21 protein-coding genes and 1 riboswitch are annotated in these 20,856 nt (G+C 33.1%); of the genes, 8 read left to right on the top strand and 13 right to left on the bottom strand.

Annotated features, from left to right (window positions below):
* Nucleotides 1-56 precede the first annotated feature (56 nt).
* Genes LUU93_RS15265 through LUU93_RS15250 form a run of 4 tightly spaced genes read left to right on the top strand, consistent with a single transcriptional unit; the run spans nt 57 to nt 3,432 of the window.
* On the top strand, nt 57-542 hold the full coding sequence (locus LUU93_RS15265) for a toll/interleukin-1 receptor domain-containing protein (RefSeq protein WP_232682030.1): 486 nt from the start codon (nt 57-59) through the stop codon (nt 540-542).
* A gap of 1 nt (nt 543) precedes the next feature.
* The gene (locus tag LUU93_RS15260; protein ID WP_232682029.1) at nt 544-1,332 is read left to right on the top strand and encodes a TIR domain-containing protein; all 789 of its coding nucleotides are present in this window, start codon (nt 544-546) and stop codon (nt 1,330-1,332) included.
* Complete coding sequence (locus tag LUU93_RS15255) at nt 1,319-2,503, top strand: toll/interleukin-1 receptor domain-containing protein (RefSeq protein ID WP_232682028.1); 1,185 nt, start codon at nt 1,319-1,321, stop codon at nt 2,501-2,503. Before LUU93_RS15260 ends, LUU93_RS15255 begins: the two co-directional genes overlap by 14 nt.
* A complete protein-coding gene (locus LUU93_RS15250) occupies nt 2,500-3,432 on the top strand; it encodes a hypothetical protein (RefSeq protein WP_232682027.1) in 933 nt (310 codons plus the stop codon). Before LUU93_RS15255 ends, LUU93_RS15250 begins: the two co-directional genes overlap by 4 nt.
* A 62-nt stretch (nt 3,433-3,494) precedes the next feature.
* Here the strand turns inward: LUU93_RS15250 and LUU93_RS15245 are convergent, their stop codons facing one another.
* Nucleotides 3,495-3,728, bottom strand: coding sequence for a hypothetical protein (locus LUU93_RS15245; RefSeq protein WP_232682026.1), 234 nt, complete (start codon nt 3,726-3,728; stop codon nt 3,495-3,497).
* A 600-nt stretch (nt 3,729-4,328) separates the two neighbouring features.
* Nucleotides 4,329-4,429: riboswitch (SAM riboswitch) on the top strand.
* A 604-nt stretch (nt 4,430-5,033) separates the two neighbouring features.
* Here LUU93_RS15245 and LUU93_RS15240 point away from each other — a divergent pair.
* A complete protein-coding gene (locus LUU93_RS15240; protein ID WP_232682025.1) occupies nt 5,034-6,506 on the top strand; it encodes an aminotransferase class V-fold PLP-dependent enzyme in 1,473 nt (490 codons plus the stop codon).
* A 182-nt stretch (nt 6,507-6,688) separates the two neighbouring features.
* On the opposite strand, the gene LUU93_RS15235 is transcribed toward LUU93_RS15240, so the two are convergent.
* Nucleotides 6,689-7,357 carry a response regulator gene (locus tag LUU93_RS15235; RefSeq protein WP_232682024.1) on the bottom strand — a complete coding sequence of 223 codons (669 nt, stop codon included), beginning with the start codon at nt 7,355-7,357 and terminating at the stop codon, nt 6,689-6,691.
* Between the two features lie 100 nt (nt 7,358-7,457).
* Here LUU93_RS15235 and LUU93_RS15230 point away from each other — a divergent pair, with 100 nt between their 5' ends.
* The 3 genes from LUU93_RS15230 to LUU93_RS15220 all read left to right on the top strand — a co-directional run bounded on the left by LUU93_RS15230 (nt 7,458) and on the right by LUU93_RS15220 (nt 10,600).
* Nucleotides 7,458-7,694: a hypothetical protein gene (locus LUU93_RS15230; protein ID WP_232682023.1), complete on the top strand. Its 237-nt coding sequence runs from the start codon at nt 7,458-7,460 to the stop codon at nt 7,692-7,694.
* Nucleotides 7,695-7,796: 102 nt separating this feature from the next.
* Nucleotides 7,797-9,830, top strand: a complete 2,034-nt coding sequence (locus LUU93_RS15225) for a tetratricopeptide repeat-containing sensor histidine kinase (RefSeq protein ID WP_232682022.1) — start codon at nt 7,797-7,799, stop codon at nt 9,828-9,830.
* 167 nt (nt 9,831-9,997) lie between these two features.
* Nucleotides 9,998-10,600: a murein L,D-transpeptidase catalytic domain-containing protein gene (locus LUU93_RS15220; protein ID WP_232682021.1), complete on the top strand. Its 603-nt coding sequence runs from the start codon at nt 9,998-10,000 to the stop codon at nt 10,598-10,600.
* A 126-nt stretch (nt 10,601-10,726) separates the two neighbouring features.
* Here LUU93_RS15220 and LUU93_RS15215 read toward each other — a convergent pair whose 3' ends face one another.
* From LUU93_RS15215 to LUU93_RS21720, 11 genes are all read right to left on the bottom strand, one after another.
* Nucleotides 10,727-11,539 (bottom strand): SDR family NAD(P)-dependent oxidoreductase, encoded by an 813-nt coding sequence (locus tag LUU93_RS15215; RefSeq protein ID WP_232682020.1) that lies wholly within the window; start codon nt 11,537-11,539, stop codon nt 10,727-10,729.
* A gap of 126 nt (nt 11,540-11,665) precedes the next feature.
* Nucleotides 11,666-12,253 (bottom strand): TetR/AcrR family transcriptional regulator, encoded by a 588-nt coding sequence (locus LUU93_RS15210; RefSeq protein WP_232682019.1) that lies wholly within the window; start codon nt 12,251-12,253, stop codon nt 11,666-11,668.
* A 96-nt stretch (nt 12,254-12,349) separates the two neighbouring features.
* Nucleotides 12,350-12,832 carry a cupin domain-containing protein gene (locus tag LUU93_RS15205; protein ID WP_232682018.1) on the bottom strand — a complete coding sequence of 161 codons (483 nt, stop codon included), beginning with the start codon at nt 12,830-12,832 and terminating at the stop codon, nt 12,350-12,352.
* 90 nt (nt 12,833-12,922) lie between these two features.
* The gene (locus tag LUU93_RS15200; protein ID WP_232682017.1) at nt 12,923-14,383 is read right to left on the bottom strand and encodes an FAD-binding oxidoreductase; all 1,461 of its coding nucleotides are present in this window, start codon (nt 14,381-14,383) and stop codon (nt 12,923-12,925) included.
* 26 nt (nt 14,384-14,409) lie between these two features.
* A complete protein-coding gene (locus LUU93_RS15195) occupies nt 14,410-15,147 on the bottom strand; it encodes a Dabb family protein (RefSeq protein WP_232682016.1) in 738 nt (245 codons plus the stop codon).
* A gap of 44 nt (nt 15,148-15,191) precedes the next feature.
* Nucleotides 15,192-16,211: a heme-binding protein gene (locus tag LUU93_RS15190; RefSeq protein WP_232682015.1), complete on the bottom strand. Its 1,020-nt coding sequence runs from the start codon at nt 16,209-16,211 to the stop codon at nt 15,192-15,194.
* 57 nt (nt 16,212-16,268) lie between these two features.
* The gene (locus LUU93_RS15185) at nt 16,269-16,631 is read right to left on the bottom strand and encodes a putative quinol monooxygenase (RefSeq protein ID WP_053472730.1); all 363 of its coding nucleotides are present in this window, start codon (nt 16,629-16,631) and stop codon (nt 16,269-16,271) included.
* A gap of 174 nt (nt 16,632-16,805) precedes the next feature.
* Nucleotides 16,806-18,071: a ferritin-like domain-containing protein gene (locus LUU93_RS15180; protein WP_232682013.1), complete on the bottom strand. Its 1,266-nt coding sequence runs from the start codon at nt 18,069-18,071 to the stop codon at nt 16,806-16,808.
* A 5-nt stretch (nt 18,072-18,076) separates the two neighbouring features.
* Nucleotides 18,077-19,957 (bottom strand): GMC family oxidoreductase, encoded by a 1,881-nt coding sequence (locus LUU93_RS15175; protein WP_232682012.1) that lies wholly within the window; start codon nt 19,955-19,957, stop codon nt 18,077-18,079.
* A gap of 18 nt (nt 19,958-19,975) precedes the next feature.
* Complete coding sequence (locus LUU93_RS15170) at nt 19,976-20,398, bottom strand: sugar dehydrogenase complex small subunit (RefSeq protein WP_232682011.1); 423 nt, start codon at nt 20,396-20,398, stop codon at nt 19,976-19,978.
* An 83-nt stretch (nt 20,399-20,481) separates the two neighbouring features.
* Nucleotides 20,482-20,604 carry a hypothetical protein gene (locus tag LUU93_RS21720; RefSeq protein ID WP_255669493.1) on the bottom strand — a complete coding sequence of 41 codons (123 nt, stop codon included), beginning with the start codon at nt 20,602-20,604 and terminating at the stop codon, nt 20,482-20,484.
* Between the last annotated feature and the right edge of the window lie 252 nt (nt 20,605-20,856).

Below are 20,856 nucleotides of genomic sequence, written 5' to 3'. Positions count from 1 at the left end.
ACTATCCCACAAAGTACAAATCAAGAAGTGAAGTTTTAAATTTAGGAATAAAATGTGTGTTTATATCACATCAACAGAAAGATAAAGATGCCGCGAAAAAAATTGCAGATTATTTAATAAGTGCAGGAATTGATGTTTATTTTGATGATTATGATACAGATTTAAAGTACAACCACCAAGTAAACAATGCAAAAGCAGTTACTGATTCCATTAGAAAAGGAATTAATAATAGTTCTCACATGCTTGTTGTTGTATCTCCTAATACATTATATTCGACTTGGGTTCCATTTGAGATCGGATATGGATACGATAAAACAGCTTTGTATGCATTATGCTTGAAAGGAATTCCCAAAGGGGGATTACCAGAGTATGTAAAGACAGCAACAATTATTAGAGATATTTACGACACTAATAACTTGATTGAAAATATTTCAGGAGTCAAAAAAGAAATACTTTTTGAAGTAAAGATGATGAGCGATTATGGAGATCAAAAAAATCCTTTAAGTGATGTGATGGATAGTTTAATTAGTGAAAGTTATTAATATGAAATGGGCTGATTTTTGTGTTAGTAAGTTAACATTAAACGACAAAGGGTTTATTGAATCGATTATTTATTATGAAGATTTTGGGGAAAATCTTAGCTCAAATTCATATGATCAAAATAGAAATTGGATGGTGGAAAAAATACGATCTGGAAAAACTTTTTGTTCTATAGAATTAGATAAAGATGGTAAATGGAATAAAATAGGAAATTTTTCATTTAATAATAATTTATTTAGATGGTATGAGATTCCTGAAAATATAACTAAAAGGAAGAGCTTTATTAGTTATTATCATTTAGAAGATCAATTATTTAAAGAAAGATTTAAAAATATTTTTGCAGATCTAATAATACATAAATCTGTTGAAGATGGTGAAATAGATTCTGATAATTCAGATGGATACATTAAACAGTTAATACAAAATGATTATTTAGCAGATACAACTGTATTAATAGTTTTAATTGGAGAAAACACAAAACATAGAAAACATGTTGATTGGGAAATTTCAGGGGCATTAAATCCAAAAATTGGAGATAAATGTGCTGGTATTTTAGCATTAAAACTACCTTCTCATTCTAATTATAACACTGGTAAGCACACATATTCTAAATTACCGGCCAGATTAGCTGATAATTTAAAATCAGGATATGCAATTATTAGAGATTGGACAGATGATAGAATTAAAATACAAAAATATATTGAGTTAGCATTTGAAAAAAGAAATACTAATTATGATGATAGAGATAACTCTAGACTTCAAATGACCAAAAACACGAATGAAAATAATTAATTATCCACTAAATATTTATGTTGTTTGGCATCCAGATTCTTTAATCGGTAAAAGAATTGCTGAAGATTTGTATTCAACATTTTGTAGAGATTATCAAAATCCATTATCCAGAGGAATTAATATTCCAGTTTATTTCAGGTATATAAAACTTGATAGTGATATGCCATTAGATATTGATATAACTAATGCTGAGAAAAATGCTATAATTCTATTAATTGATGAAGAATATTTTTTAGATCAGAATTTTCGTAATTATACGGAAGAAATTTCAAAAAAAATAGATCATAATAATAGAGTTTTTCCTATTTCACTTTGTGAAAAAGCATATTCTATTGGATGTAATTTAAGTACACTTCAATTTACTGATGGAACTAAATTTTTTGATAAGAAACTAAAACTGAATAAAGAGAAGCATCTTATTAAATCAATTAAAAAAATTAAAACAGAACTTTTACATGATTGTTCTAGATTACTTTTAAATTTTCATCCTAAACAAAACGACAAGGAAAATCATCGAATAGGCTCACCTGTAAAACTTTTTCTAAGTCATGCAAAGAAAGATGGCGAAATAACTACTATTAGATTTAAAAAATTTATTCAAGACAATCTTAAATTAGACGTTTTTTTTGATACTGTTGATATTGCAAATGGATATGATTTTGCAGAACAATTTGAAAACGAGATAAAGCATTCTGCTTTAGTAGTTTTTCATACTGACGAATATTCAAATAGGGAATGGTGCCGAAGAGAAGTATTAATAGCGAAAAAACATAAATCTCCTATAGTAGTTGTTCACAATATAATTGAAGGAGAAAAAAGAGCTTTTCCTTATCTTGGTAATGTTCCTACTACAGTAATATTTGATGATGAGTTAATAGGGTTTTATAGGATTTTGAATTTGACACTATATCAAGTACTTAATAACTTATATCAAAATAGACTGTTGGAATATTACAAAGATATTTATAAGACATCAGGTAGTGAAATTAAAACTTTGACATCACCTCCAGAGTTATTTAATTTTCTTGATATTAAAAAGTATAAAATAGGGTTGAGTAAAAAGTTAATTATGTTATATCCTGATCCTCCTTTAGGAATTGAAGAATTAAACATATTAAATGAATTAGATGAGGACGTTGAGTTTACAACTCCTATTAATTTGAATTTATGAAAAAAGGAAAAATAAACATTTCAGGTGTAGAGTCAGATTTAGTTGAAAAAACAAATGAGAATTTAAAAACAAATGGAGTTTTAAATGGAAAGAAGATTGCTATATCTGTATCTTTAAATGAAGATTTAGAAAGGTTAGGATTTTCTGAACAACATCTAAATGATATTTCGATTGAAATTGCTAGGTATGTAATATCAAATGAAGGAACAGCTATGTATGGTGGAGATCTGAGACATGGCGGGTTTACTTATTTCTTTTCTGAATTATCAAATCAATACAAGAAGATAAACGATAAAATATTTAGGTTCATTAATTACTTTGTGTTTCCAAATACTAAAAAATTGAATCGTGATGTTAGAATTGATTTTTATTCAAAACAAATTGAAATCAAAGAAGTTGTTCTTTCTTCTAGAATTGTAATTGATGAGACAAAAGAGTATATGCCATTTGAAAATTTTGAAGATCGATTTATTATTTGTGAATGCTTTAAAGAGATGAGAATTCAAATGGCTAAAGATTGTGATGCTAGAATTTTAGTTGGTGGAAAAGTAATGAATTACATGGGGTACATTCCAGGAGTAATTGAAGAAGCTTTGTATACTTTAATAGAAAATAAGCCTCTTTATTTAATTGGGGGTTTTGGAGGTGCAAGCGAAAAATTGATTAAACTAATTAAAGGAGAAACAGTTATTGAATTATCAAATAGTTTTCAATACAATAGTGATTTTTTATTAAAATATAAGGATTTTGTACATGATAAATATAATTTTTCGGACTATGTAACTTTAAATAATGAGTTTTTAAAATTTGATTTAGAAAAATTATCGAAATTAAATAAACTAAGTATTGAGGAGAATATGATTCTTTTTTCAAGTAAAAATATACATGAGATTTTATTTTTAATAATGAAAGGCTTGAAAAGTCTGTAAAATTAAAACCCTCAACCATAAAAATGACCAAGGGTTTTAATTTCAAAAGTAAAATAAACTTGTTACTCCACATCCAAATAAGGATTCAAAATCTCGGCTAGTTCATTCAACCAATAAAAACTATTTTCAAGTTTATCAATTTCTTGCTGCAGGGTTTCATTTTCTCTTATTAAACTTAAAGAAAGAACAAAATTTGCCTGCCTTAAGGCTTTTGCCATTTCTTCTGGCGTTACGGTTTGATTGAAGAAATTAGAAAGCCTGATTTCGGCTTCTTTGGAAAGGGTTTTGGTACTCATAAAGTGAAGAATTTAAGAATAAAAACCCTCATACCTTAGCAGTCTTACGCTTCTTCACGGCGTCAAAGTCCTTTCGGAACTTTACTACATAGCACAAGGGCAAATTTTAATGTCGTCTTAATGTGAAGATTTAAGAAGTTCAAATATAATTAAAAATATTATTATAAGAAAAATAATACATTTTAAATATTTCTTCTAAATCAATTTTCCACAAAATCTTCTTATGAAAATGAGTGCTCTAGCCCTGATCGAAGCGACATCCTTTTGTGCCGGGGTTCGGCACAAAAGATACAGCGTAGAGCAGGAATCAGCTCCTTAAAAATCAAATACGAATATATAAAATGGAAATGAAAACCTAAGCTTCAATAATGCTCAAAATTGTCTTTGGAATTTCGGTGAAAGCTTCAAAAGAATAAGGTTTTATAAGATATCACAGATCGTACTACGTTTGAAAATTTGAATTAATTTTAATTTACTGAAAATCAATACCTTGTATTGGTTGTAAAAAGTTTTTTTAAATAAAAGGCAAAAAAGCAATTTAAAACACTACTAATTATGTAGAATTAGTATATATTTGTATCACAGAAAAATTCTGAATGATACTTATCCAGAAAGACTGAGGGAGTAGGCCCTGTGAAGTCTTAGCAACCTGTTGCCAAATAAGGTGCTAAATCCTTCCCGCCTAGCGGGACAGATAAGAAAGATTGGCGCAAATCTGAATAAGGTCATCATTGTTAAAATTATTTATTTTTTAAAATGAAAACCAAACTACATTTTTTACAAGACAGTGACGAACTTTTGAATTCAATTTTCGAAGAATATAGTCTTACTGGTTTTCGAATGCGAAAGCATTAATTTCTCTCTAATTTCTTTTAAACACCATTTGCTGAAGGCCTTTTAATATTGACCTAAAGGAATTCAGGATGATAATTTAACATGGATGCATGTTCCTGATTTACTTTTCTGGAACAGCGCCATTGCTAAACTATATGGTGTAAGAGCTATTCAGGGAAATTATTTAGTCGATTCAAGAGGAATAATTGCAGCAAAAATCTTCATGAAGAAGAATTGCAATAAACGCTTAAATCACTTTTAGGGCAGGCAGATTAGTTTTTTTAACACATAGAAACATAGATTATATTCTAAATAAAAGAGATTGTAAAAAATCTAGATTTTCACACATAGCTATGTTCTATGTGTGTTAAAACAAGTGAAACGCCTTTGAACACAAAGAAAAACCATGTTTGGATGTGTTTAAAAAAATCAATCAATAATAAAATTTAGTTAATTAAAATGATAAAGGAAATGAGTGGTATTGAAACAACAACAAAGCCAGTAGAATTAGAGTGTTACTTCTCTAAATTTAGAGAAAATACAATAGGAGTAGATCACCGCTTTAAATCGGTTTATGGAAAGCAAAACCTGCTTTATGCAGACTGGGTTGCCAGCGGAAGATTATATGCACCAATTGAGGAAATTATGCTCAACAAAATTGGCCCAATGATTGCCAATACGCATTCACTTTCCAGCCAGACAGGAAAAACATCAACTTATGCTTATCAATATGCGAGAGATATAATTAAAAAATCTGTTAATGCCAATGGTTCTGATGTTTTGGTAACAACAGGAAGCGGAATGACGGCGGCTTTGTCAAAACTGCAAAGAATAATGGGTTTGCGAACAAATGATGCAGAAGACAAACCTGTTGTTTTTATAACTCATATGGAGCATCATTCTAATCAGGTTTCATGGTATGAAACTAATGCCGATGTTGTGATTCTGCCTCCAGATGAAAATAATTTAGTTGACCCCAAAATTCTTTCTGAAGAAATTAAAAAATATGCTCACAGAAGCTTAAAAATAGGTTCGTTTACAGCTTGTTCAAATGTTACGGGAATTATTACGCCCTATCATGAATTAGCCAAAATTATGCATCAAAACGGCGGACTTTGTTTTGTTGATTTTGCAGCTTCGGCACCGTATGTCAAAATCGATATGCATCCAAAAGACCCAGAACAACAGTTAGATGCTATTTTCTTTTCTCCGCATAAATTTTTAGGCGGACCGGGAACCTGCGGTGTTTTGGTTTTTAACGAAAAATTATACAAAGCAGATTATCCTGATAATCCGGGCGGCGGAAATGTAAAATGGACAAATCCTTTAGGGGGATATTGTTATAGTGAGGTTATAGAAGTTAGAGAAGATGGCGGAACACCAGGTTTTCTACAAGTAATAAGGGCGGCTTTGGCTTTAGAATTAAAAGATAAAATGGGAGTTACAAACATTAAAAACAGAGAAAAAGAACTGCTTGCAGTTTGTTTTTCAAGACTTCAAAAAATAAGGGGTTTATCTATTTTAGGAGACTTAAAAACAGAAAGAATCGGCTGTGTTTCCTTTGTAATCGAAGATATTCATTATAATTTAATCGTGAGGCTTTTAAATGACCGTTTCGGTATTCAGGTTCGCGGCGGCTGGTCATGTGCAAGTACTTATGCGCATTATTTGTTTAATATAAACGAAAAGAAATCAGCCGTAATTACAAATGAACTTTTGGAGAAAAATCAAATCAATAAACCAGGCTGGGTACGTTTGTCACTGCATCCGATTATGACAAATGACGAGCTTATATTTATCTGCGATGCAATTGAGCAGGTTGCTTTGCATTATAAAAAATGGCAGAAAGATTACGAATATAATTCGGCAACAAATGAATTTGAAAACCCTGAAATTAAAGAAACTATAGCCGAAGAAGTAAATGAATGGTTTAAGTTATATTGAATGTTTAAATATATAGAAACACAGGTTTTTTTTAGTTTGTATAAAGGTTAATCAATATTTGTCATTCTGAGTAATGAGGAATCGCACACGTAATTCTACAAAGATTGTCGATATTCTATACGGAGTTTCTAGTGCGGTTCCTCATGTGTTTTTGTTTGTGCTTCAAATTTTCCTTTTGAAGCTTATATTAGGCCTAATTGTCTCGCTTTATTAATAAGCTCAGTATCGCCGCCTTTTTCTAATAATAAATGGCTTTTAATATTTGCTTTTCGTTTTTCAATTGAACTCATTGAAAGCGGAATATGATTTGGAATATTAACGGTTTTAACGCCTTGTGACAGAAGAATTAAAATCTGGCTGTCATATTCATCCCAATTTAGGTTTCGATGCGTTAATTTCTTCTGAGATTTTACAATTTCATCACTGTAGATCATTTCTCCCATTAGAATCTTTTTGCAAATAGCAGGGAAGGATTCAAAATTAACTTCACTTTTTGATATAAACCCGTCGGGTGCTATACTTTTTACAATTCTGTTTACTATAAAGGCTTCTGTATGCATTGTTAGTAATAAAATTTTGCATGAAGGAAGTGCTTTCCTAATTATTAAAGCCAAATCAATACCATTGGCAATATTAAATTCTTCATAGGGAGGCAGATTAACATCCAGAATTGCAAAATCGAGTTTGGTGTTCTGCTTTTTAAGCAGCATTATTTTTTTATAGGCTGTCTCGCAATTGTATTCTTTTAGGAAGGTGGGTTCAATTGTATCAAAGCATTCATCAGACAGAAGGTTAACATAACTGTCTACCGTCATAGGATGATCATCAACAATTAAGATATTAAGTGACATTACAGTAAAATTTATGAAAAAGTAAACAATTTTACGGATTTTCCGTAAAATATGCAACTTTTTTAAATGTTTTTTTGCAAAAACATAAAAATAACATACCATGAAAAGTAAAGTAATTCGTATTCTTTTTGCAACGGCCTTAGTAATGAATTTATCTTGCACAGCTGATGATCTTGACAACCAAGATTTTAATTCAACCGAAAAAAAAAAATTAAGTGAGAGTGAAAGCAGTATAGACGAAGCTGCTAATTCAAAAACAATTGACTCTTTAATGGTCAGCCATAATTTGCAAATGAGTGCACCAGATGGAGATCCGCTAAATCCAAAAATTAAATAAAGCATGTTTTATCTTATTTTCTGAAGACTATAATACTGAAATTGAAGTATTATAGTCTTCTTTATTTATAATATATTTGAATTTAATTTATAAAGTATCATTTTGAGATTTAAATCGAAAATATATATTCCAATACTTCTATTAACAGCAGTAATTTTATTAGTGTTTTATAATAGACGAATTGAATTAAAAATCAGGAATCAAAATCAAAATACTTTTGATACGGAATACTTTAACAAAATTTCAGGAACAGAAAAAGAAAGGTATTTAGATTCGCTTGTTAGTGATTTAAAGTATCAAAAAAATGACTCTGCTGTTAGAAATTTATATTTAAAAGCAGGAGAGGAATATTATTATTTAAATAATATAAAAAAATCTCATTCATCCAGCTTAACGGCTTTAAAATTATCCAGAGAAGAAAACGATAGTTCCAGAATAGCAAAATCCCTTTATTTTATTGGTGACTGCTACGAAAGCACCCAAAAAGACAGTGCCTACTATTTTTATCTGCAGGCTCAAAAAATCTATCAAAAGATTCACGACTACAGCAAGTTAGGGCAAATGTATTTTAATAAAGCTTATGTCCTTTTTTATGATGGTAATTATGTAGAGTGCGAAGTAGAATTAACCAAAGGTCTCGAATATCTAAAAGATTCAAATAATATAAAATTGCTGTATTCATGCAATACCTTAATGGGGAATTGTTTAGAAAAGCTGTTTATGTACGACCAGGCTTTAAAATACCATCAGCTTGCGCTGCGAAATTTAAAAGCAATGAAAAAAAATAATACAGATAGTGATGAAGTAAATAATTTCAATATATCCTCTGTAATTAATATTTGTAATTTATATGATTTAAAAGGCGATTATTCTAAATCAATAATGGAATTAAAGCCTTTGCTGACTAAAGATTTAAGAAAGAACTGGCCTCGGTTTTATGCCATTGTTTTGTCTAATCTGGCTTATTCTAAAATGAAAAATAAAGAATATAAAAATGTTGAATCAATGTTTTTAGAGTCTCTAAAAATTGTAGACAGTTTGGGATACACTTCTGATGTTATGTATAAAAAAATTCATTTAGGAGAATTTTATCTGACACAAAAAGATTCTTTAAAATCCTTAAAAACGCTGCAGGAGGCTTATAGAGTGTCCATTAAATTAAAAAATACTAACGAAACTTTAAATACATTAAAACTGCTTACGAGAATAGACAGCAGGAAAAGACTGTTTTATGCCAACCAATATATTGCAATAAGCGACAGTATAAACAGTATACAAAGCAGAACTAAAAATAAATACGCCAGAATTGAATATGAAACCGTAAAGGTTGAAGATGAAAATAAGGTTTTGACTAAAAAGAACTTTTATATTTTAATCTTTTCTTTTGCTTTGTTTCTCGCTTTGTCGGCAATTTCGGTAGCTATTTATTTAAAATATAAAAACAAAGAATTAAGATTTGTAAAACAGCAGCAGAGTGACAGTGACGAAATCTATCAGCTTTTGAGCGAACAGCAAAATAAAATTAATGCAGCAAAAGAAGAAGAAAAAAATAAAATTGCAAAGGAGCTTCATGATGGCGTAATGAACAAGGTATATGGAGTAAGAATGAATTTGGGTTTCTTTAATTCTAAAACAGACGAAAAAACGATAGAAAAAAGAAAGCAGTATATATTTGAATTACAGAATATTGAAAATGAAATCAGAACTATTTCGCATGATTTAAACCAGGATTCTTTTTTAGAAAGCAATGACTTCAATACGTTGTTATCTAATTTAATTAAAAGCCAAAACGAGATCAGTAAAACAGAGTTTAATTATTTTGTAGATGAAAGATTTGAATGGGAGCAGGTGCAGAATATTTATAAAATAAATTTTTACCGCATTATTCAGGAAGCGCTTCTAAATATTCATAAATATGCCAAAGCCTTAAAAGTCGATGTAAAAATAGATTTGATTGATAAAGATGTTTTGCAATTATCGATTATTGATGACGGTGCTGGCTTTGATATCAATACAGCAAAAAGAGGAATTGGCTTATCTAATATAAAAGAGAGAACCAACTCTTTAAAAGGAAACTTCGAAGTAAAATCTAAACCGGGCGAAGGCACCGAAATCATTGTAACTTTTACTATTTAATTGAAAAATAAAGAGATAAAAAAATAAGTCTTATTTTGTTGCTCTTCAGACTTTTAGATGTCTTTTTTTGGTTTAATTCAGACTAATTTTGCTTTGTTAATTTGATTTAAAATAAAACAAATCAAATTAATGAAATTTTGACTTTACATTAAATTAAAATACTTGTCATGAAAATATACAGCTTAATTTTTTTATTTTTTACAATTAGTTTTTTTGGAAATCCTGTTGAGATTAAAAATGATAATCCGCCCTTAAGCCCGGAAATGGAAAGACTTAATGCGGAACTTTTGGATGTGAGAGCAATGATTAAAAAAAATGCTTCTTATAATACAAAGATTGCCTTCTTTATCGATATGAGAATTAAATCTGGTAAAAACAGATTCTTTGTCTACGATTTAGAAAAAGATGAAATTATAGACCAAGGACTAGTTGCAAACGGTTTTGGTTCTGAAACTAATGTTAGAGGAGAATTAAAATTTAGTAATGAACCCAATTCAAAATGTACATCATTAGGAAAATATATTGTGGGTAAATCGTATAGAGGAATGTTTGGTAAATCTTATAAATTAACCGGTTTAGATGAAACAAACAGTAATGCTGCAAAAAGAGCAATTGTATTGCACTCTTATTCAGCAGTTCCAAATGAAGAACAAGATTATTATATAGCAAACAGCCACGGATGCCCAATGGTGAGCGAAGCGTTTTTTAAGAAATTAGAAAAAATAATAGACAGCTCGAAGTCTAATATTATTTTGCATATCTATTATTAAATTATGAATTATAAGTTATGTGTTTTGAAATATGAGTTTTGAGTTTTTAAGTTTGAGTTATGGATTATAGGTTATGAGTTTCAACTTCTAACCCATAACCCATAACTCTTAACTTATAAAAAAGGATTAGCCGTGTGCTGCAACAGATACATCAGCCCATTCTTCCCAGGTTTTTAGTTTTTCCTCATATGTTTGTTTTGCAAATGGTAAAGCTATTTTTCCTAAAAATAAACGTAAAGGCGGGTTTTCAGCTTCAACTAATTTAATGATTGCAGGAACTGTCGCGCTTACTTGTCCAAAAGTATCTGGATCGTGCCCGTCTGCAAGTGCTTTTTTGATTCCGTCATAAGCAGGAATACTCTCGCTGTGAAATCCGTTGCCCCAAATATCAGTATAATAACCATTTGGTTCAACCAAAGAAACATTGATTCCGAATTGTTTTACTTCAGATGCCAAAGTTTCGCTTAAACCTTCAACAGCAAATTTTGAAGCATTATAAAGTCCGATAACAGGTAAAGTTGCAATTCCTAAAATAGACGAAACCTGAATAATGTGTCCGCTTTTTTGGTTTCTCATAATTGGTAAAACAGCTTGTGTTAACCATAAAGTTCCAAAGAAATTAGTTTCAAATTGTGCTCTTGCTTCTGCTTCGCTTGCTTCTTCTACAGCACCGTTTAAAGCATAACCTGCGTTATTGATTAAAATATCAATTGTTCCGAAATGATTTTTTACTTTTTCAACGATTGCAAATGAATCATCGCGTTTATTAACATCAAGTTTTAGTGGTAAAAGTGCGTCTCCGTATTTTGCTTTTAAATCGTTTAATGTATCGATATTTCTCGCTGTTGCAGCTACTTTATATCCTTTTTCTAAAAATGCTTCTGTCCAGGCTTTTCCAAATCCTTTTGATGCTCCTGAAATTAAAATTGTTTTTGACATGATTTCTTAAATTGTTAAATGTGAATTGTTAATTGTGAATGATCTTATTTTAATTGGTATTGTATTTTTTATTGATATTGTTATTTATAAATATGACTGATCGGTCATTTTTTTGATAAAAAAAAATTAGATACTGTTTTGGTCTATTAAATTTTTTAGGGTCCTGATAATGACTTGCATTTTATCATTATTTCCAGACATTCTTGACATTAAATGTCCGCCTTCGAGCATGGCAAAGATTACAGTTGCAAAATCAGCTGGTTTTAAATCAGGTTTAAATTCGCCGTTTGCAATTCCATTTTCGATAATGCCGGAAAGCTGCACTTGACCGGAACGAATGGCGCTATTGACTTTCTCTTTTACGATTGGGTTGGTATCATCGGCTTCCGTTCCAAAATTTAATAACGGACAGCCTCCAATAACCGGCGGCTGAAGTGCATCACTAAAGAAATCTATATATGCAAATAATTGTTCCTTTGATGTTTTGGTTTTACTTAATGCTGTTTGAAGTTTAGCTGTTAAAACTTTTACATTATGATCGACAGCGGCACAGGCAAGTACTTCTTTATTTTCAAAATGTACGTACATACTTCCTTTAGACAGTTTGGTTGCTTCCATAATATCGCTCATAGAAGTAGCTGCTATCCCTTTTGTATTAAAAATAGGAGCGGCTTTTTCTAAAATAAATTGTCTGGTTTCTTCACCTTTTGCCATGATAGGTTTTATTTAACGGTACAAATATATGACCGATTGGTCATATTTGCAAACAAAAAAAAGAATATTTTTTAAAAAATTTCAAAATGTGCCTGTTTATGAGGGATTTGTAAGGGCAGTAATTAGTTTTTTATGTTCAGGATATTGGGCAATTAAGGTATTTCGATCTCCTAAAAAGTAATTGTTAGGATTAAAAGGAGGTGCCATCGATACGCCCATTAAACTCCAGGAATCTTTACTTTTAATTCTTGACCCAATCCAGGTTCCGCCCGGAATTACTTTCATAGGTTTTCCGCCTTTGGCAATATCATTACTAAAAATGCAGACTTCAGATTTTGGTGTATGACCTTCAGGATATAATAAAAGCATTTCTACAGGCTTTCCGGCATAAAAATGATACAGCATATCTCCTGTAACTTTATGCATAATAGAGCAGCGGGAATTATCCAGAAAATAATAAATGGCACTGCAAGGAGAGTTTTCTACAGGCGGAATAGGGTAAGTATTGGCAAAATAACCGCCTTCGGTACTGTTTAACTGCAAATTGAGCAGTCTAATTATTTCAGATGCTGGTGACATAATATTGATATTTAATTGGTTAGTTTAATTTTAAATAGTAAATCCCCGAAGATTTATACTAAAACTTCGAGGATTTGAATTAGTAAGGAATTATACTCTGGTTCGGTTTATTGGGCTGATGTCTGTAAGCTTTTTTGTTGGATTAAATGGTGAACCAACGCTTTGCTGAAAATTAAAGTAGTTGTTTGGGTCCACTTTCTTTTTAATTTCTAAAAGACGTTTGTAATTGCTTCCATAATATTGCTGTGCCCAGTTGTGCTGCAAAGGATCAATATAGTTTACATAAGCTCCTGTAGCATTTCCGGCATCAGATAATCTTTCGAAGAATTCATAAGCCCATTCAACATTTTTCAGCGTGTCGCCAGGTTTGTCTAAATCCCAGATGGCTTTAATTTCCGGAATAAAACGACTGTTTCTGTGTACATAGGCCGTTGCATCGGCAGCAACATTTTCGATTGCACCGCCGGCATGTGTCCAAACAGCAAAACTTTCTGCAGATGGAGCTTTGCTCATTGAATCTACAATAACCTTTGCGACTTTATTGTTCATTCCGCCTTTTGGAAGAACGGTAGAACGGATGTACGAACTTCTTCCGGCAACTCTTGTGGTGTAACCGTTGTAGAATTCCCAATCAGGAAGCGTCATATTAAACAAATCGGCATTAATTGGTTTTAGTTTCAAAAGCCCCTGAAGCAAATCAATTCCTTCGGCACCATCACCATTAAAAACCGGAGTTAAGCCCAGCACTTTTACATTGGTCGTTTTATCAATTAGGTCTTTTTGATTTCCCATAAAACCATAAACGGCCATTGCATTTGGTACGGTTTCAACCCAGTCGTTGTAGTAGCCTAAAACATCTTCGGCCATTTCCAGCGGGTATCGAATTTGTCCCACTAACATTTTTTTGCTTAATGGTTTACGAACTCTCATTTCCATTTCGACTACAATACCAAAGTTTCCGCCGCCGCCGCCAGAACAAGCCCAGAAAAGATCAATATCTTCTGTAGATGTACTGTGTACACCAATGTGACGCAATTCGCCATCTGGAGTAACGATTTTTAAACTTTCAAGATTATCGATACTCATTCCGTACGAACGGGAAACAAAACTATAACCGCCGCCAAGCATAAATCCCGGAGGCGCAACAGTAGGGCAGCCGCCTCCCACAGGAATTAATCCTGTATTGGTTGCCTGCATGAATTTGTAAACATCGTACCAGATTACGCCCATTTCTGCCGTAACGGTTTCTTTTTTAGGATTGAATGTAATTCTGTTTAAATTTTTCATTGCAATTACAACACCGCCTTCATTAAGACAATATCCGGCAGCACTGTGTCCGCCGCCTTTTATTGAAAATGGAAGATTATTAGTGATGGCAAATTTTAATCCCAGTCTCACATCTTCAACTACGGCAGGAAAAATGATTAAACGCGGTCTGAATTGAATTCGTCCGTTATCAATTTTTATAACTTCTTCATATTCTGAATCTCCGGGCTGAAGCACATAGCCGCTCAGTTCACGGACTAATTCCTGAATTGCTGTTTCTATCATGATTTTTAGTTTTTTGGGTTAATTTTTTATCTGGTAAGCGAATACACTTTTGACTGATATTTTATATAAGAATCAAAAATGTACGTGTTGTCAATCATTCCGGCTGTTGCAGGAAAAAAATCTTCGTGCTTTTTGCTTGTCAGATAATCATCGTACGCTTTTTTACTTTCGTAGATAATTGAAACCGCAACATCAAAATTTCGAACAGAAACATTTCTTTTAATGTCTGTTAATCCTCCGGTTGTAAACAGTTGAATTCCCGGATGCCCTGATAAATATTCTACACAGATATCCGTAAACTTTTTAATGTTTTCCGGCGATTTATCTTTTAGAGAGAAATACAGGTCATGAAACATACTTTGCGGATAATTTCCATCGGCACCAATAGATTGTGGTTCTGATGAATTTCCACCAATAATAAGATTCGTAACATAAGCATCCATAACTCGTCTTGTTGTGCCCGGAACCCATCTGTTTACATCGATAACAAATTGATTGTGTGCAGAATCATTTGAGTTATACACATTAAAAGCATCTTCATTTACAAAAAGCTGATGCATGGCAATGTCATAATTAAGATCATTTTCAGGGCGGATCATATCATCTGCTCTTACGCCAATCCAGAACGAAATCATTCCAACAGATTCAGAAAGGTATTGTCTGGCTTCGGCCATATAGGCTTCTACAATGCCTTGAGTATTACTTGTACCCAAATTGAAGTACGTGCTGTGCAGCAACATGGGTGCGTTATTTGAATTTTCCATTTTGAATTTCTTTTAAATGTTTTTAGTTGATTTTTCTTCAGAATTTATTGCTGAAGACGAAGTGTTGCTACTGAAATATGAGGCCATTTAATTTCGACAACGCTTCCATCTGGGGCAAAAACGGGGAAATCAAGGATTACGGTTTGTGTATACTGCAATTGAAAGAATTTTGAACCATCTTCATTTTGAACGGTTTCTATCCAAAAAATTGCCGAAAGACTATTGGCATTGGCATTTACATTTACAAACGGAATGTTTGTAATCCCGCCAACAGGAGCAGTTGCGCCTGGAGTTGCCACACCATCAATTGGGTTTGCATCTAAAAAGATTACGACTGTTTCAATAATATTTTGTCCTTTAATGGCATTTTCCAAAAGGATATTCGGGTTCATAATTACTTCTTTTGGAATTCCCGGAGGAGGAACGGCATTTACCAATTGTGATAAATAAGTTTCGCTGGTATCGTTTACTCTTTTTCCGTTTACAATAAAAAATGGAGTAGGATCTGCCACTTCAAATTGCGGCGGGCCGTTTACAGTAAAAAAAGTTCCCTGAGCTAAAATTGAATCTCCGTGCGGAATTGAACCTAATCTGGCGATACTTGGCTGTACCGCCGGATCAGTGCCGCTTGGAAGATTTAAGAATAATCCCGTTTCTAAATGAATTCCGTTTTGACCACTTGGAAGATTTACATCGTCTACTTGCTGTAAGTAATGCAGTCCTTGAAAAGTTATATCAGATTGTGCGTTTCCGCGATTGATAATATCACCTCCAATGGATGAAAAAGTAAAAGTTTCTGCCGTTGAATTTAATATGATTTTAAATTTATCAGCCGGCGGCGGACCCGGTTTTGCCTGATTCATATTTGGAACTTCAATGATATTGAATCCCGGGCCAACCCAGGTTCCAACTAATGATTGTAATACACCAAGATTAACTGGGGCAGTTTCTACAGCTTCGGCTTTAAATTTTGATTTAAGTCCTTTATTGACTGTTTTTGTTTCCAGCTTTTCTAAACCCGACAGGTTCAGATTTGCTAACGGATTGTTTTGTTCTAATGCCATTTTATTTTTTTTTGAATTGATTTTGTTTTTGATAGGGTATAAAATTGTTTAGAGGATTTAAAGTGCTTTTCGACTAAATCCCTGAATCTGAAATAATACTTCAGTGGTCATGAAAACATTTGGCGGTGTACTAAAATCACTTAGAAATAAATCGCCGTAAGTTTTTACAAATTCTGTGAATATGGGACCGTTTACATGTTTAAAAAAGGCATCCTGATTTTCATAAACTTCCCAAAAAATAACCTGACCCTGTGGCGGGGTCGGAAGACTTTTTTGGTTGAAATCTGGAACGTGAACCATATACAATAAAGTTTCCGGTTCGTTTTCCTGAACATCTTTTGCCAATTGAATTAAAGCAGTTTTTGCTTTTTCTTCATTTCCGGGCAAAATGGTCCATTTTGCTTCAAGTGGGTAATACATAGTTTTTTGAATTATTAGTTATTAATTATGTGTAGATGTGCCGTTAGGCACAAAATATCGGTAGAAAATATAAGTTGAGAATAAGTTCAGCGTGCCGTAGGTACGCTACAAACAAAGTACAATTGCGAATGCCGATATTGAGTGTCTAACGACACATTTACACCATTATTCGTATTACACTTCTACATATTCAAATGTTGGCCCTGCGCATTCGCCATTTTCAAGCGGAATGTTTAGTAATTCCAGCGCTTTGTATTTAAGTTCATACATTACTGTAATTCCTTTAATAAGAAGGTCAGGTTCACCGCTTACCGCATCGTTAATTCCGTTTAGAAGCTGTACATATACTTTGTTAAAGTCTTTGGCTTTTTCCAGCAATTCAGGATTATGTTCGTAATCTTTCATTTTTGGATTTGCTTTCATGTTATAAACAGAAGACCAGCTTACTGTAAATGGCTTACCTGTTGGAATACTTTTTACAGGCATTTGAAAATTGGTATCATTGGCGCTGTACATTCTTCCAAAACAGATTTCCTGAAACTTGAAATAATGTGCATATTCAATATCTTCTCCAAACAAAACCTGCTCCGTTGCAATAGTTCCGTCGATACCTTCACCTTGGCCTACGATTTCTCCAATCGCTTCTTCGGCATCTTCATAGGTTACTACTTTTGTGATTTTACCGCCGCTTCCATAATAATGTTCAGGAGTAATCTGGCGTTTTGGATCTCCAATAAAAATTCCGCCCGGAGTTGTTTGATTTAAGCGAAGCAAACCATAACGAATCGCTTCATAAAACTGGCCGATACTATCAAAATGTCCGGTAATTGGAGCTTTAGGATCAGAAGGTCTCTCGATTGTTGAAAATTCATCTATTGCTTCTCTGGAGAATTTTAGAAGATGAACCTCAAAAGGCGGCGATCCTTTAGGAACTTCCGGAACAATACCGCCCGGAAGCGGAGTAGGGTAAACTGGAATAATATCTTTTACATTAAAAAGTTTATCGCCTTTTTTTATCGTTTTTGGATCTGTAATGGCATTAAGAATATTTGAAACCAAAACCATGTGCAGCATTTCTTCCACAACAACGCTTCTAATAAGTGCTGCCGCTTCGACATTGCTGCCTTCTTTAATAGTATAAAGTCCGCATAAATAAGGAGGAATCGTTGAAAGCTCTAATTGTAAAGCGGTTCTAAGACAATCCTGAAGATGTTTAAGGTCTTTGATGTAATTTTTTACATCTTTCTTAGCCATTTTCAACGATGTTTTCAATGTACTTTTTTTGGCTATTGCAGGTGCGTCGGCATTGAATTTATTATCAGCAATAAAGACATTATCTGTAGCAACGGAGTAAACCTCTTCGTTAATATCCAGGTCAGCAATTGGTTTAATTAGCTTTTGACGATTTGGATTGTTCTTTTGAAATAATTTATTTTCCATAATAGTTATTGTTCAAGTTGTTGAAGGATAGCTTCTGCCGCTTTAAAAGTTAGGGCAGACATAGTTAAGGTTGGGTTTGAAGTTCCAAGGGTTGGCATATTTCCACAGCCAGCCAAGTACAAGTTTTCGTGATCCCATGTACGCATGTTAGCATCAACAACAGAATCTTCTTTTGAGAATCCCATTCTGTGCGTTCCAACAATGTGTCCGGCACCAGCAAAAGTGTAGCCTTTGCCTTTGTAAGTCACATAATCAGCATCTGAAGCCGGATTGTATGAAGTAAAATCTTCGATACCGCATTGGCTGAACATTTGCTCAGAAACAATTCCCGATGCTTCAAAAGCTTTTAGCATATATTCTGTTGCTTTATAATGAATTACAGGTCTGTAATTGCCAATGTTATCTTTGTATTCAGGATCAATTGTTACACGGTTATCAGGATCTGGAGCCTGCTCACATTCGAAGTGTGTAAAGAATTGTCTTGTAACCAGATTTTCGATTTTGGCGCGAAGTTCTTTTCCAATAATGCCTTCATTAACGGCATTAATAACATCAGTTCCAGGCGATCCGGTTGGCCATGCCCAGCCCCAGTTGTCCAGCGGTAAAATCCATGCGGCGTGATTTTTACGAAAATCTCCATCTCTAAAAGTTGGAATGTTAGAAGTAGAACCCGGACCACGATACGGATAAATAGGATCTTTTGATAATCCCCATCTTAAAACCGTCATGTGATCCATCAAATTACGTCCAACCTGATCGCTGCTGTTTGCCGCTCCTGACGCTAATAATAATTTAGCATTTTCAATCGCACTGCAGGCCATTACATACAATGTTCCTTTTGCCGTATGTGTTTCGTATTCAGTAGAACTTCCTTTGATGTAGGTTTTGTATTCAACACCGTTAATCCAGTTTGAAGTTTCGTTGATTAACAATCTAGAAGCTACGGCTTGTGTTTTTACGACAAGATTTCCCATGTCGCATTTTCTAAATGTTTTTAAGGCATTGTATTTCGCCTGAACCGGACAAATTGGTACGCAGCTTGCATTTCCTTCGCAGCGCTGACCTGTATATTGATCCCAGTTTGAGCCAACAGGGTTATAATCTTCAGCATCATTTTTAATAAGTTCCAATGTTTTTGCAGCAGGATTCCATTCTACACCGCTGATATTGTAATTAAGATTCGGAATTGAATTTCGTCCTTGCGGTGTACTGATACAAGACAATTCGTAAGTTTTGCCATTAAGTTTAATTTTATTGTTTTTATCAATTACCTTTTTCATTACGCCGTCAAGGTAACTTGTTGGAATACCTTTCATTGGAAACACATAATCTTTACCGAAAATGTTTTTTTCTTTGATAGGATAATGCTGATCTTCTACATTTCCTGAAACGCCAATTTCGTTTTCGGCCATTTGATAATAGCGGGACATATCTTCATATTTGATAGGCCAGTCTACACCAACACCGTATTTAGATTTCATTACAAAATCGTTTGGCAGCATTCTAAGTGTAGTTCCAAGCCAGTGCAGTGTTGTTCCGCCCGGTGCTCTGGTATTATCACTTGCAAAAGGAAGCGGTCCCATCTGCACCAAATATCCTTTTGTTGAAGGTTCGTTTTTTGGGATTTTCTGAATGTCAAGAACATTTATAGATGGAGCATCTTTTATGTTCGGATAAGGTGAATTCGGAACTTTTGCAGAAGCATTATAAAACGTATTAAGATAATCCTGATAGTTTTTATAATTAGCATCCTGATCCATTGCTATACCTGCAGAAAGACCTGCTTCCAGCATTAAAACTTTTTTACCTGCATTGGTAAGAACCTTTGCTATTATTGATCCGGCAATACCAGAACCAACAATTACTACATCATAATTATTTTCCATTTGATGATTACCTTTTTGTTATGAATTTTTTACTGTAAGCGGACGTTCTGCCCATGAACCGTAACCAGGTTGTTTTGCTCCCGGCGGATGTGTATGTGCCGCATTCCACATAAGCCCCTGAATGTAAGAAGCTGATGATACTACATCGTTGCCCCAATTTCCGGTATACCAAAGGATAATGATGTTTTTTGCCAATCCGTTGTAAGCTGAAGCAGCCATGAATTGTGAGGCTAAAGCAGCTTCAATGTTTTTTTTGGACTTGTCATTTAAAAGCGCATGAACATCAAGAAAGAAATAATCTATGTCTTGTTTGTCCATGTTTTTCTGGATCGTGTTGTAGTAGGTTTCCAGCATTCCGGTTGCTTTGAGTTCAGTTTTACTGAAACCCGTAAGAAGCGCCGAAACCTCTAAAAAGAGTTTAATGTGGGAATTAGGTTCCATGATGTTAGTTTTTGAGAATTAAAGGGTTAAACATTGTTGTTATTGATTAGTTTTTTTGATATAACATGTTTAAGTCCAATATACTAACATAAGTACGTTGTGTATAGATGCAGTGATTCCTCCAAAAGTAAAGGCTGGCTTGTACCATTGGCTGTTTCAGCAAGTTTTGAAGCATAAGTATTAGTAGCGTTACCTAGCTTCGACACAGTAGTATTAGTTTTGATATTGAGCCTTGTTTTTTCTACTAAAATTACTGGAGATATAAAAGGACTATTGATAAATTGACACAGGAGTAAGATTTTATGTCATAAAAGAGATAATTTTTGGTACTAAAACTTTTATAATGTTAGATTAGTTGTTAAAAGTTTGAAAAATTAACATTAGCTTAAAGATTATAACATATTGAAATTGAGTTTTCTATGAGGTTATAATTAGTGTCGGATGTAAAAAGAGTTTTT

Source organism: Flavobacterium soyae, from assembly GCF_021245985.1.
Classification (GTDB): domain Bacteria; phylum Bacteroidota; class Bacteroidia; order Flavobacteriales; family Flavobacteriaceae; genus Flavobacterium; species Flavobacterium soyae.
This window is presented reverse-complemented; position numbering and strand designations above follow the sequence as displayed.